The organism is Streptomyces sp. NPDC016851 (assembly GCF_055562795.1).
Window position 1 is genome coordinate 59287 of record NZ_JBVHEP010000016.1, and the last position, 12783, is coordinate 72069.

At 71.8% G+C, this 12783-nt stretch carries 12 protein-coding genes; 5 read left to right on the plus strand and 7 right to left on the minus strand.

Features of this window, described 5'->3' with window-relative positions:
* Window positions 1-274: 274 nt before the first annotated feature.
* From ACZ3I3_RS24655 to ACZ3I3_RS24675, 5 genes are read left to right on the plus strand one after another with little or no spacing between them, the layout of a single operon-like run.
* Window positions 275-3043: a sensor histidine kinase gene (locus ACZ3I3_RS24655; RefSeq protein ID WP_467368653.1), complete on the plus strand. Its 2769-nt coding sequence runs from the start codon at window positions 275-277 to the stop codon at window positions 3041-3043.
* On the plus strand, window positions 3040-3564 hold the full coding sequence (locus tag ACZ3I3_RS24660; RefSeq protein ID WP_467368442.1) for a roadblock/LC7 domain-containing protein: 525 nt from the start codon (window positions 3040-3042) through the stop codon (window positions 3562-3564). The genes ACZ3I3_RS24655 and ACZ3I3_RS24660 overlap by 4 nt, the downstream gene beginning before the upstream one ends.
* A complete protein-coding gene (locus ACZ3I3_RS24665; protein WP_467368443.1) occupies window positions 3561-3983 on the plus strand; it encodes a DUF742 domain-containing protein in 423 nt (140 codons plus the stop codon). The genes ACZ3I3_RS24660 and ACZ3I3_RS24665 overlap by 4 nt, the downstream gene beginning before the upstream one ends.
* Window positions 3964-4611, plus strand: a complete 648-nt coding sequence (locus ACZ3I3_RS24670; protein WP_467368445.1) for a GTP-binding protein — start codon at window positions 3964-3966, stop codon at window positions 4609-4611. Before ACZ3I3_RS24665 ends, ACZ3I3_RS24670 begins: the two co-directional genes overlap by 20 nt.
* 13 nt (window positions 4612-4624) lie before the next feature.
* A complete protein-coding gene (locus tag ACZ3I3_RS24675) occupies window positions 4625-5887 on the plus strand; it encodes a styrene monooxygenase/indole monooxygenase family protein (RefSeq protein WP_467368447.1) in 1263 nt (420 codons plus the stop codon).
* On the opposite strand, the gene ACZ3I3_RS24680 is transcribed toward ACZ3I3_RS24675, so the two are convergent.
* From ACZ3I3_RS24680 to ACZ3I3_RS24710, 7 genes are all read right to left on the minus strand, one after another.
* The gene (locus tag ACZ3I3_RS24680; protein ID WP_467368449.1) at window positions 5851-7128 is read right to left on the minus strand and encodes a C40 family peptidase; all 1278 of its coding nucleotides are present in this window, start codon (window positions 7126-7128) and stop codon (window positions 5851-5853) included. The genes ACZ3I3_RS24675 and ACZ3I3_RS24680 overlap by 37 nt on opposite strands.
* A 106-nt stretch (window positions 7129-7234) precedes the next feature.
* The gene (locus ACZ3I3_RS24685) at window positions 7235-7534 is read right to left on the minus strand and encodes a hypothetical protein (RefSeq protein ID WP_467368451.1); all 300 of its coding nucleotides are present in this window, start codon (window positions 7532-7534) and stop codon (window positions 7235-7237) included.
* 10 nt (window positions 7535-7544) lie between these two features.
* A complete protein-coding gene (locus ACZ3I3_RS24690) occupies window positions 7545-8198 on the minus strand; it encodes a TetR/AcrR family transcriptional regulator (RefSeq protein ID WP_467368453.1) in 654 nt (217 codons plus the stop codon).
* 231 nt (window positions 8199-8429) lie between these two features.
* Window positions 8430-9368, minus strand: a complete 939-nt coding sequence (locus tag ACZ3I3_RS24695; RefSeq protein WP_467368455.1) for an AurF N-oxygenase family protein — start codon at window positions 9366-9368, stop codon at window positions 8430-8432.
* 90 nt (window positions 9369-9458) lie between these two features.
* Window positions 9459-10919, minus strand: a complete 1461-nt coding sequence (locus ACZ3I3_RS24700; RefSeq protein ID WP_467368456.1) for a penicillin-binding transpeptidase domain-containing protein — start codon at window positions 10917-10919, stop codon at window positions 9459-9461.
* On the minus strand, window positions 10916-12280 hold the full coding sequence (locus ACZ3I3_RS24705; protein ID WP_467368458.1) for an FtsW/RodA/SpoVE family cell cycle protein: 1365 nt from the start codon (window positions 12278-12280) through the stop codon (window positions 10916-10918). Before ACZ3I3_RS24705 ends, ACZ3I3_RS24700 begins: the two co-directional genes overlap by 4 nt.
* Before the next feature lie 52 nt (window positions 12281-12332).
* On the minus strand, window positions 12333-12749 hold the full coding sequence (locus tag ACZ3I3_RS24710) for an SH3 domain-containing protein (protein WP_467368460.1): 417 nt from the start codon (window positions 12747-12749) through the stop codon (window positions 12333-12335).
* Between the last annotated feature and the right edge of the window lie 34 nt (window positions 12750-12783).

Consider the following 12783-nt stretch of genomic DNA (forward strand, 5'->3'; position numbering starts at 1 on the left):
GCTGGAATGATTTGTTCCGGGAAGGCGTGGTGGCGAATACTGCCACCGCCCGCGCACGGCGTCCAACCGGCCCGCCGCGCAAGGCCGCTGCAAGGGCCAGCGGAACTTGCCCCCCAACTCCCCTCCGGGGTTCACTCCTTCGGGTGGCGGGTCAGGTGATGCACGTGCGCTGCCCACCGGCGCTGGGAGGGTCGGGAAGTGTACCTGGAGTACGCACCAGTTGACGGAGCGTCATCCGGGCCCATGAGTTCACGAGTCAGGAATGCGAGCACCGGTGCAGATGTCGCGGCCTCGTCGCACAGGCAAGCAGACGGCCCCCGTTCAGGGCGCTGAGCCGACGCCCCCCACCGGCAAGGGCCGCCCCACCCACGTACGCAACCGGCTCATCGTGGCCGTGGCCGTGGTCGCCGCGGCCATCGCCGGTGCGGGCACCCCCTCCGTCCTCGCCGCCTCCGGGCAACTCCACGACTCGCAGGAGCTCGTGACGCTCGCCGAGCAGACGCAGGACGCCCTCGCCCTCGCGCACTCCCTCGCCGACGAGCGCGACGACGTCACCTCCTACATCGCGGCCGGCCGCCCCAAGTCCAAGGCGCCCTCCGAGCAGCACAGCGCCCGCGTGGACCGGCAGGTCGAGGAGCTGCGGGGCGACACCGACACGCCCGCCTCGCTCCGCTCCGACCTCGACGGCATCGCGGCCGTACGCCGGGCGGCGCTCACCGGCAAGAGCAGTGCCCTCGAAGCGCACCAGGCGTACTCCGCCGCCGTCACCGAACTCCACCGGCTCGCCGAGCAGCTGGCGCAGCAGACGCCGCCGCGCGCGGGCTCCGGCGGACAGGCCCTGGCCGAGCTGGACTCCGCCGTGCAGCAGGCCGCCGCGGCCCGGGGGCTGCTGCTCGCCGCCCTCAGCGTGCCGCGCGGCACCGAGACGGTCATCGACCCGGTCACCGGCCTGCCGACCGATACCTCCTCGGACGCCGACACCCGGCAGCGCGACGCCCTGAGCGCCGCCGCCCAGCAGGCCCGGCTGCGCTCCGACGCGGCCCTGGCCGACTTCCGCGACACCGCGCCCAAGGCGGCCCGCACCTCGTTCGACAACACGGTCACCGGCACCGAGGTCAACTCCGCCGAGAAGTACCTCGCCACGCTCACCGACCAGCCGACCCTCTCCAGCGGCGAACGCTCGACCAACGCCCGGAAGCTGGACACGGCCCTCTCCGCCCGGGTCGACCTGATGCGCGGCGTGGAGTCCGCCCTCTACGACCGCCGCACCAAGGACCTGGAGGCGCTGCGCGACGACGACGTCACCGCGCTGGAGATCCGCATCGCCGTCCTCGGCGCCCTGATGCTGCTCGCCGTCGGCGTCGCCACGGGCATGGCCCGCAGCCTCACCCGCCCCCTCGCGGTCCTGCGCCTGGGCTCGAAGCGGCTGGCCGAGGCGGAGGTTCCGGCGGCCGAGGAACCCGTCAAGTTCACCGGCCGCAACGACGAGTTCGCCCAGGTCGTCCGCTCCGTCAACGCCCTGCACGCGCACACCGTCGCCCTCACCGAGCGGATCTCCACACTGGAGTCCGACCGCAAGCACCTCGTCGGCCAGCGCCAGAAGATGGCCGACGCCCGCGAGGAACTGCGCGGTGAACTCGCCGAGTCCGCCGCCCAGCTGGAGCGGCTGCGCACGGCCATCGGTGGCACGTTCGTCAACCTCGCGCTGCGCACGCTCGGCCTGGTCGAGCGGCAACTGGCCGTCATCGAGAACCTGGAGGAGCGCGAGCAGGACCCGGACCGCCTCGCCACGCTGTTCAAGCTCGACCACTTCGCCACGGTCATGCGCCGGCACAGCGAGAACCTCCTCGTCCTCGCCGGCACCGAGCACGTCCAGCACGCCGCCGGGCCCGTGCCGCTCGTGGACGTCGTCCGCGCGGCGGTCAGCGAGATCGAGCGGTACGAGCGGGTCCGGATCGCCGCGCTGCCGCCGCACGCGCACATCGCAGGGTTCGCCGCGGACGACCTGTCCCACCTGCTGGCCGAACTCCTGGAGAACGCCACCTCGTTCTCGCCGCCCGACCTGCCCGTCGAGATCTCCGGCTGGCTGCTGGAGAACGGCGAGGTCATGCTCTCCGTCCAGGATGAGGGCATCGGCATGGCCGAGGACCGGCTGGAGCGCCTGAACTCCCGCCTCGCCGACTTCGACCCGGAGGCGCCGTACGACCAGGAGGGCGAGGACGGTCTCGGCCTCGGCCTGTACGTCGTGGCCCGCCTCGCCCACCGGCACGGTGTGCGCGTGCAGTTGCGCGAGCAGAAGCAGGGCGGTGTCGCGGCGGTCGTCGTCCTGCCCCGCACACTGCTGGCGGCGGCACCGGCGGCGGTTGTTTCCGCCTCCGGCCCGCTCTCCGGCACCGGCCACACCATCGCGTTCCCCGGCGCCGACGCCGAGGCCAACTCCAACGTCCTGCACGGCCGCGCGGGCAACGGGGACCCGCTGGTGGCGCTGGCGGAGAAGGCGGTACGGCACGAAGAAACGGTGGAGGAGGCGGAGCACCACCCGGAACCGGCACCGGCGGAAACCCCTGCCGAGACCACGATGGAGCTGCTGGCCCCGATCCCGCAGGACGAGCCGGCCCCGGCGGACCACGAGCCCGCAGCCGCCGACGGAGCATCCGCCCCACAGGGGCCACCCGCACTCGACGACGAAACCCGCACGGGGGGTGCGGGTGGGAACGACATCGCCGAAGGCGATACCGAGGCGGAACATGAACGCGCACCCGACGACGAAGAGGACCGCGTCACCGACAAGGGCCTCCCCAAGCGCACACCCAAGATCACCGCTCCGGCCACCGCCCCACGCCAGCGCAGCGGCTCCGTGGACGCCGAAGCCCTCCGCCGCCGCCTCGGCGGCTTCCGGCAGGGCGCCCAGGCCGGCTACCGCGAGGTGGAGGCGGAGATCGCCGAGAAGACGGCCTCGCACAAGCGGCCGGACACCGGCGCAGCAGAACCAGCTGAATCCGAAGAAGCCACGGGGGGCACAGTCGAGGAGGCAAGCAGTTGACCGCTCCCAGTACCTTCGGACTGATCGGACTGAGCAGTGAGGCCCGCAACCTGCACTGGCTGCTGACCAACCTGGTCGAGGAGGTCCCCGGCATCCTCTCGGTCGCGGTCGTCTCGTCCGACGGACTGCTCCTGCTGTCCTCCGACGACCACCGGAACCAGCAGGCCCGTCGGGCCCTCCAGGGCGGCGGGGCCAGGAAGACCGGCCCGCGCGGCTCCGCCGCCGACCTGGCCACCATCGTCTCCGGCATCGGCAGCCTCACCGTCGGCGCCGCGAAGCTGATGGACTTCGGCGGGGTCCGGCACACGATGGTCGCGATGGACGAGGGCAGCCTGTTCGTGATGTCCATCAGCGACGGCTCGCTGCTCGGCGTCCACGGCTCCGCGGACTGCGACATGAGCGTGGTCGCGTACCACATGGCTCTGTTCGTGGGCCGCGCCGGTCACGTCCTGACGCCCGAACTCCGCAGCGAACTGCGGAAATCCCTGGAGGATTCCCAGACGACGGGGAGTGCACGATGAGCAGTACGCCCAGGCAGCAGCTCCCGGTCCGCGGCGGTGACCGCAAACCCGCCCGGGTCCGCCCCTACTCGCTCACCGGCGGCCGCACCCGCTTCGGCCACGTCCTCCTCGTGGAGACCTTCGTGGCGAGCACCGCCGCGCTGGACGCCCCGGAGGAGCGCAAGGAACTGACGAACGGCAACCTCTCCACCCGCGTCATGCCGGAGCTGCGGGCCATCGTCGAACTGTGCCGCCGGATGCGTACGGTGGCCGAGATCGCCGCGCTGCTGAAGATGCCGCTCGGCGTGGTCCGCGTGCTCCTCAGCGACCTCGCGGACCAGGGAAAGATCCGTGTGTACGGAACGGGCACCGGCCATGGCACGGGCCGCCCGGACCGAGCTCTGCTGGAAAGGGTGCTGAGTGGACTCCGTCGTCTCTGACGCCGCTCACGGCGTCGCTGGTACATCCCCGTTCGTCCAGCCCGGCGAGAGCATGCACGCCTGGGAGACGGACCGCACCCGCGCCCCCATCGCCACGAAGATCGTGGTGGCGGGCGGCTTCGGCGTGGGCAAGACCACGCTGGTCACCGCCGTCTCGGAGATCACGCCCCTGCAGACCGAGGCGCTGATGACCGAGGCGAGCGAGGCCCACGACGACCTCACCGCCACGCCGGGCAAGACCACCACCACCGTCGCCATGGACTTCGGGCGCATCACGCTCGACGACGACCTGGTGCTCTACCTGTTCGGCACGCCGGGCCAGCAGCGGTTCTGGTTCATGTGGGACGACATCGTGCGCGGCGCGATCGGCGCCGTCGTCATGGCCGACACCCGCCGTCTGAAGGACTGCTTCCCGGTCCTGGACTACTTCGAGAGTTCCGGGCTGCCGTACGTGGTCGCGGTCAACCACTTCGACGGCAGCGAGCTGTTCGAGCCGGAGGACGTACGGGAGGCCCTGACCATCCCGAGACACATACCTGTCATGATCATGGACGCGCGTCGCCGGATCTCCGTGATCGAGACCCTCCTGGGCCTGGTGGGCCACGCGCTCGACGAAACCCCCGAGTAGAGGACAACCCCGCATGCGGAAGATACTCGTCGTCGGAGCCGGTCAGTCCGGGCTCCAGATCGCTCTCGGCCTCCAGTCGCAGGGGTACGAGGTCACCCTGATGTCCAACCGGACGGCGGACGAGATCCGCACCGGCCGGGTCATGTCGACGCAGTGCATGTTCCACACGGCACTTCAGCACGAGCGCGATCTCCAGCTGAACTTCTGGGAGTCCCAGGCCCCGAAGATCGAAGGACTCGGCGTCTCGGTCGCCGCCCCCGGCTCCTGGGCCGAGGGTCCCGCGGCCCGTGCGATCGACTGGCTGGGCAGGCTCGACGGGTACGCGCAGTCGATCGACCAGCGCGTGAAGATGGCCGGCTGGATGGAGACGTTCGCCCAGCGCGGCGGGCAGCTCGTCATCCACGGCGCGGCCGTCGGCGACCTCGACTACTTCTCCCGGACGTACGACCTGGTGCTCGTCGCGGCCGGCAAGGGCGAGCTGGTGCAGATGTTCGGCCGTGACGCGGAGCGGTCCCCCTACAGCGAGCCGCAGCGCGCGCTGGCCGTGTCGTACGTCCACGGCCTGGGCCCGCGCCCCGAGCACCCCGACACCGAAGGGGTCCGCTGCAACCTCGTGCCGGGCGTCGGCGAACTGTTCGTCATGCCGTGCCTGACCACCTCCGGCCGCGCCGACATCCTGTTCTGGGAGGGCATACCCGGCGGCCCGCTCGACGTCTTCAACGGCGTCAAGGACCCGGCGGAGCACCTCTCCCTGACCCTGGAACTCATGGAGCGGTACGTCCCCTGGGAGTACGCGCGGGCCACCAAGGTCGAACTGACCGACGCCGGCGGCACGCTGGCCGGCCGCTACGCCCCCACCGTCCGCAACCCCGTCGGCCGCCTCCCCGGCGGCGGGCTCGTGCTGGGCGTGGCGGACGTCGTCGTGGCCAACGACCCGATCACCGGACAGGGCTCCAACTCCGCGTCGAAGTGCGCGGCCGCCTACCTCGCCTCGATCGTCGAGCGCGGCGACAAGCCGTTCGACGAGGAGTGGATGAGGGCCACCTTCGACCGCTACTGGGCCACCGCGCAGCACGTCACCAAGTGGACCAACGCGATGCTCGCGCCGCCGCCGGAGCACATCCTGAACCTGATCGGCGCGGCCGGTGAGCTCCAGCCGGTCGCCGACCGGTTCGCCAACGGCTTCAACGACCCGGCCGACTTCGAGAACTTCTTCTACGACCCGGAGAAGGCGCAGGCCTACCTCGTCGAGGTGTCCGGCGCGGGCGCCGCGTAGGTCCCATCCTCGTCGTAGCCCTCGTAACCCTCGTCCGACCCGTCCGTGGCCCCCTCGGGGAGCTCCGGTGGCTCGTAGCGCCGCAGGGGCTTCCCGTCCGGGTCCGGGCGTACGGCGCCCAGGACCGGGTTGGCCGCGATCGGTGACACCTTCACCTTCGCGCCCGGCCGGGGCGCCTGTACGACCATGCCGTCGCCGAGGTACAGCGCCACATGCGTGGCCTCCGGGAAGTACACGACCAGGTCCCCCGGCCGCAGCTGAGGGAGCGGGATCCGCTTCAGCCTCTTCCACTGCTCCTGGCTGGTCCGGGGGATGGGCGCCCCGGCCTGAGCCCAGGCCTGCGAGGTCAGGCCCGAGCAGTCGTACGACTCCGGGCCCTCCGCGCCCCACTCGTAGGGCTTGCCGAGCTGCCGCACGGCGTAGCGCACGGCGCGGTCGCCCTCGGCGGACGGTTTGCGGACGCCGTTGTTGGTGTTCTTCCTGTTGTTTCTGTTCTTACTGTTGTTCCTGTTCTTGTTCTTGTTTCCCTTGCTCTTGCTGTCGTCGCCGTTGGTGACGCTGCTGAGCGCGCCGGACGCGATGAACTTCTGCTGCGCCTTGGCGACGCCCTCCTTCTCGAACTCGGCGAGGGCGGTGAGCTGGTCGCGGCTGAGGGAGGCGAGCAGTTCCTCGACGTCGTGGAGGCGCTCGCGGACCTCGTTCCGTTCCTTCTTCCGCCGCTCGGTGAGGGCGAGCTGCTCGTCGAGGGCCTTGCGGGCCTTGCGGGCCAGGTCCCGGGCCTCGCGTTCGTCGCCGGTCAGCCGGCCGACGATGCCGGCCCGTTCCCGCGCCAGCCTGCCGATCACATGGCCCTGGTCGATCGCGTGCTGCGGGTCGCGGGCCAGGAGCAGGCGTACGTACGGGGAGATGTCGGTGCTGCTCTGGTACTGCTGCCGGGCCAGACGGCCGGCCGCGCCCCGGCTGTCGTGCAGGGAGAGCCGGGTGCGGGCGAGGGCGCGGTCCAGGCGGTCGGTCTCGGCGCGCTGCTTCTTCAGTTTCTCCTCGGTGGCGTTGTAGGCCTCGGTGGCCTGTTCCGCCTTCCGGTACAGCTGCTGAAGGTCCGTCAGGAGGTCGGAGACCGCGGCGGGGTCCTGCCCGAGGTCGGATTCCGGTTCCGGGGCAGCCGTGGCAGGGGCGGGAGCGAGGACGGTCGCTGCTGCCACCGCCGCCGTGCAGACCAGGCGCAGAAGGCTTCCTGACATGCCATCACCTCCGTTGCGGGGCGGCCTGTTCGCCGCCGGACACCGTGAGGATCAGGCGTGTGCGCGCGGTGCGCGCGGTGGGTGTGCGCGGTTCGGCGCAACGGGGTCACCCGTCGGCGTCGTCCCGCTTGCCGGGCGGCGTGGCGTCTGGCTTCGACCAGGGCCAGTTGAGCCGGCGGGCCGGTGCGCCTTCCGGTGCGTACTCGTACTTCCAGCGGTGGGTCAGGCCGACCCTGCCCTGGCCCCGGGGTACGCGGCGGTAGACCAGGACGGTGGGCGGGCCGCCGGCGGGGTCCGGGACGGGGATGCGGTACGTCTTGGGCGGGTGGCCGGTGATGCCGAGCAGGACGGGCAGGACCCTGCCGTCCATGGGGCCGCCCTCGAAGGGGGTGTCTTCGCTCTTCACGGGACCAGTGTCAGACTTCCTCGGCGAGGGCCACGACCAGGGCCTCGGTCTGCGGGTCGCGGCGGGCGGTCACCGTCAGCATGGCCACGAACTGCTCGACGAGCCAGTCGCGCAGCTCCTCGGTGGGGGGCTGCTTGTCCTCGTCGAGCCAGATGAGCGACGACGCCTCCACGGCGGTGATCCACATCCGGACGGTCATCCGCAGGCGGGGGCCGGGCTCGGTGACCTCCAGGTGCCGGAAGATGTGCTCGGCGGCGGCGCGGCGTACGCCGTCGACGATGGCCGTCGTCCGTGAGGTCTCGACGACGCTGCCGCCCTGGAGGAGGGCGCTGAAGCCGGCGTCGTGCTCGTCGACGAAGGCCATGTAGCGGTCGAGGGCGCGGGACAGACGGGGGAGCAGGGGGCCTTCGAGGGGTTCGTCGAAGCAGTGCCGGAGCTCGTCGGCGGCGGAGCGGAGGGCAGCCTCGTACAGCTGCTGCTTGCCGCCCGGGAAGTACCGGTAGACCAGGGGCCGCGACACCCCGGCCGCCTCCGCCACGTCGTCCAGGGAGACGTCCTCCGGGGCGCGGTGCGCGAAGAGCGACAGCGCGGCGGTGAGCAGCTGGCTACGACGTTCCTCGACGCTGAGGCGCCGGTAGGCGGGGGTGGGGGCGGCTGGTGTCATGACCCGCAGCGTAACCTCCGGCGGTTGGGCCGGGTGCCTGCGGCGGCCTGTGGCTGCTTCGGTGGGGGTGCGCGTAGCGCCTGCGGCTGTTTGTGGGTCGGGCCGCGTCGGGGGGTGTCCGTCCTCGGAACGGCGCGATGGGGTCGGACGCCGACTGACTCGCGTTGACGCGCCAACCGCTGCGGGCGGACACCCCCCGACACGTCCCCTTCTCGCCGTGCGCGGGTTCTCCTAGGCCAGCAGCCCCGACGACTTCCACAGCCGCCGTCCGACTCCGCGCAGTACGCCGATGTCGTCGAGGAAGTCCGTCAGCCGCTTGGAGCCGGTCTGCATGACCTCGCGGCGGTGTCCGCTCGCCTTTACCTGGGCGAGGGCCTCCCGCTGGTCCAGGCCGACGTTCGTGTAGACCTCGGGGTTCACGAACGCCACCGAGAACACGCGGGCGAACTCCCCGGAGGTGATGCGGGTGAACTCCTGGGACCACTTGGGGGCCGTCACCATCTGGCGGCGGAGTTCCTCGCGGGCGTAGCGGACGTGGCGGGCCTCCTCCACCACGTGGATGCGGGTGACGCCGCGGACGAGGGGCTGGACCCGCTCGTCGGGGAAGGTCAGGCGCTGCATCCAGTCGAGGACCTCCTCGCCGAGGAGCGTCGCCGTGAAGGAACCCGGGGTGGTCGAGATGGTCTTGAACAGGCGGCCCAGGTGCTGGTGGGCGCGGCTGACCGGGTACCAAGGTGTGCCGCCGTGGGATATCAGGCGGGCGAACATCTTGGAGTGGCGGCACTCGTCCTCGATCTCGGTGAGGGCGTAGCGGACGTGTGCGCTGGTCGCGGCCTTGTCGTAGATGTGGCGGACCAGGAGCTGCATGAGGATGATCTCGAACCAGATGCCGAGGGAGGCCAGGGCCGCCGCCTCGTGCTGGGAGAGCAGGATGCGCTGCTCCTCGCTCATCCGCTTCCAGAGCGGCGTGTCGTAGAGCGACACCAGCTCCGGCGGCCAGAACCACTTGCCCTCCTCGAAGGGCGCGTCCCAGTCCAGTTCCTTGTCCGGGTCGAAGGAGTGCTTGGCGGAGGAGTCGAGCAGCCGCTGGGCCACCTGCTCCCGGTCCTTGAGCAGGCCCAGGGCATCGCGCAGGCCGTCGAGCGCGTCGGCTTCCGTCAGGGTCGTCATGGCTGCCCACCTCGTTGTGCACACGTCACTGTCCCCCTTATGAGACTGCCTGTCAGCAAGGCCGTCAATCCCCTGGGCGCCATTTGTTGACTAACGGGCCTTGAGCACCGCCTTCATCACGGCCCGGGCGATCGGCGCCGCGTCGCCGCCGCCGCTGATGTCCCCGCGGTCCGCCTCCGCGTCCTCCACGACCACCGCGACCGCCACCCGCGGCGCCAGATCGCGGTCGCCCTGCGCCCAGGAGACGAACCAGGCGTACGGCGTACCGGAGTTGCCCAGGCCGTGCTGGGCGGTGCCGGTCTTGCCGCCCACCTTGGCGCCGCGGATCGCGGCCCGGTGTCCGGTGCCGTCCTCGACCACCTCCCGCATCAGCGCGCGCAGCCGGACCGCGGTCGAGGGGTACATCGCCTGGCGGACCGCGCGCGAGCCCGCCGTCGCGAGGGTGCTGCCGCCCGGTCGTGTCGTGCGCTCCACCAGGTACGGCTCCCGCACCTGGCCGCCGTTGGCGACGGCCGCCGCGACCATCGCCATTTGGAGCGGTGTGGCACGGGTGTTGTACTGGCCGATCGACGACAGGGCGAGCTGGGCCTTGTCGAACGAGGTGTCGAAGGTGGACCGGGCCACCGGGAAGGGAACCCGCAGCGCCGGGTTGTCGAAGCCGAAGGCGTGGGCCGTCGCCGTCATGTCCGTCACGCCCACCTCCACGCCGAGCTTGGCGAACACCGTGTTGCAGGAGAGGGTGAAGGCCTCCCGCACGGAGGCGTCCCGGCAGCCCCGGGACGCGTTCGTCAGGCGGGTCCGGGTCCCGGGCAGGGTGTACGGGTCGGGGGAGTCCGTCGGCGCGTCGAGGTCCCTGACCACGCCGGAGTCCAGCGCGGCGGCGGTGGTGACGACCTTGAACGTCGAGCCCGGCGGATACGTCTGCCGTACCGCCCGGTTGAGCATCGGGCGGTCCCGGTCGGCGTTCAGCCGCTTCCACGCCCTGGCCGCCGCCGCTCCGTTGCCGGACAGCGGCTGGGGGTCGTAGGACGGGGCGGACACCAGGGCCAGGATCCGGCCGGTCGACGGATCCAGCGCCGCCACCGCGCCCTTGCGCCCGGCGAGTCCCTGGTAGGCCGCCCGCTGCGCGGCCGGGTCGAGGGTCGTCACGACGTCGCCACCGCGGCTGTGCGCGCGGGTGAAGTCGTTCCACAGGGGGAACGGCGCGAGCATCGGGTCCGTGCCGGAGAGGATGCCGTCCTCGGCCTTCTCCAGGAGCGTCGTCCCGTACAGCTGGGAGGCGAAGCCCGTGACCGGCGCGTACAACGGGCCGTCGGTGTAGGTCCGTTCGTAGCGCAGGTGCTCGCGGGTGTCCTTCGAGCCGGTGACGGGCCGGCCGCCGACCAGGATGTCGCCGCGCGGCTGCCCGTAGCGGAAGATCTCCGGGCGGCGGTTGGCGGGGTTCGTGTCGTAGGCCGGGGCCTGGACGACCTGGACGCGGGCGGCGTTCAGCAGCAGCGCCACCAGCAGCAGGGCGCAGAAGACGCCGGCGTGCCGGATGTGCCGCGTCACCGGGGGCCCGGCCCGTCGTACTGGCGGCGTGCCGAGTCGCTGACGCGCACCAGCAGCGCCACGATCGCCCAGTTGGTCACGACCGACGAGCCGCCCTGCGCCAGGAACGGCATCGCCATGCCGGTCAGCGGGATCAGGCCGGTCACCCCGCCCGCGATCACGAACACCTGGAGCGCCACCAGCGAGGCGAGGCCGACGGCGAGCAGCCGCCCGAAGGGCTCGCGCAGGGCGAGGCCGGCCCGGTAGCCGCGTTCCACCAGCAGTCCGTAGAGGAGGAAGATCGCGGACAGGCCCGCCAGGCCGAGTTCCTCGCCCGCCGTGGCCAGGATGAAGTCCGACTTCACGGCGAAGCCGATGAGGATCGAGTGACCGAGGCCGAGGCCGGTGCCGAGCATGCCGCCCTCGGCGAAGGCGAACAGGGACTGGGCGAGCTGGCCCGGGCCCTCGCCCGCCTCGATCGAGGCGAACGGGTGCAGCCACGTCTCGATCCTGCTGTGCACGTGTGGCTCCAGCCGGCCGACGGCGACCGCCCCCAGCGCGGCCAGCAGCAGACCGAGGGCGATCCAGCCGGTGCGGCCGGTGGCGACGTAGAGCAGGACGACGAACAGGCCGAAGAAGAGCAGCGAGGTCCCGAGGTCCCGCTCCAGGACCAGGACGCCGACGCTCACCAGCCAGACGGCGACGATCGGGCCGAGGACCCGGCCGGTGGGCAGCTGGAGCTTCCAGAGGTGGCGGCCGGTGTAGGCGAGGGCGCTGCGGTTCGCGGCCAGGTACGCGGCGAAGAACACCGCCAGCAGCACCTTCGCGAACTCGCCCGGCTGGATGGAGAAACCCGCGATCCGGATCCAGATGCGGGCGCCGTTCACCGCCGGGAACAGGATCGGCAGCGTGAGCAGCACGAGTGCGGCGACGACACAGACGTACGTGTACCGCTGGAGCACCCGGTGGTCGCGCAGCAGCAGGACCACCAGGATGAACAGTGCCACGCCCAGCGTCGACCAGATCAGCTGCGCCGGTGCCGCCCGGTCGCCCGGGGTCTCCAGGTCGAGCCGGTAGATGAGCACCAGGCCGAGCCCGTTGAGCAGCACGCCGATGGGCAGCAGGAGCGGGTCGGCGTGCGGGGCCCGCAGGCGCACGGCCAGATGCGCCAGCACCGCGAGCACGCCGAGCCCGGCGCCGTAGCCGGCGGCACCGGGCGGGAGGGCGTCGTGCCGGGCGAGGCCCACGGCGCAGTAGCCGTACACGGACAGCAGTACGGCCAGGACGATGAGGGCGAGTTCGATGCCACGGCGCCGGGGGAGGCGGCGGACGGCGGGCGCGGGCGGGTCCGCCGTCGCCAGGGAGATTCCGGCCTTACTCATGTCCGGAACCTACCCAAACAGTGCGTCTTGTGTGCCTTTGGGTGACGGAGTGTCAGCACCAGCGTGGCGCGGGACCGATGTTGTCGATGAAGCGGGCCGCGCCCCAGGCCCACGTGCCGTCCGTGAGGAGGTACCAGAGGGGGTTGCCCCGCACGGTCTCGCCGCCGGTCTTGCAGAAGATCTTGACGATGTCGCCCCGGTGGGCGAACCGGATGATCTGCGAGCCGCGGTTCGGGGCGCTGCGCAGCGCCAGCGTGTTCGCCGTGACGACGCCCTTGAAGAGGCGCTGGTCGTGGTGGCCGTGCCCGTTCCCGTTGCCGCCGCTCGGGTCGTGGTGGCCGTGGTGGCCGCCGTTGCCGCCGCTCGGATCCCAGTCGTCGTGCGCGGCGGCGGCAGCGGGCGTGACGGCGGCCGCGGCGGCGAGGAGCCCGGCGGCGGTGGCTATGGAGAGGCGGGAGCGCAGGGACATGGGGGTTACCTCCATGTGGGGGCGAAGGTGCCGA

Bases quoted from the DNA above. Each gene is read 5' to 3' on its own strand.
- ACZ3I3_RS24665 (WP_467368443.1), top strand. From the start codon at position 3,561: ATGAGCAGTACGCCCAGGCAGCAGCTCCCGGTCCGCGGCGGTGACCGC.
- ACZ3I3_RS24680 (WP_467368449.1), bottom strand. From the start codon at position 7,128: ATGTCAGGAAGCCTTCTGCGCCTGGTCTGCACGGCGGCGGTGGCAGCA.
- ACZ3I3_RS24705 (WP_467368458.1), bottom strand. From the start codon at position 12,280: ATGAGTAAGGCCGGAATCTCCCTGGCGACGGCGGACCCGCCCGCGCCC.
- ACZ3I3_RS24690 (WP_467368453.1), bottom strand. From the start codon at position 8,198: ATGACACCAGCCGCCCCCACCCCCGCCTACCGGCGCCTCAGCGTCGAG.
- ACZ3I3_RS24675 (WP_467368447.1), top strand. From the start codon at position 4,625: ATGCGGAAGATACTCGTCGTCGGAGCCGGTCAGTCCGGGCTCCAGATC.
- ACZ3I3_RS24695 (WP_467368455.1), bottom strand. From the start codon at position 9,368: ATGACGACCCTGACGGAAGCCGACGCGCTCGACGGCCTGCGCGATGCC.
- ACZ3I3_RS24710 (WP_467368460.1), bottom strand. From the start codon at position 12,749: ATGTCCCTGCGCTCCCGCCTCTCCATAGCCACCGCCGCCGGGCTCCTC.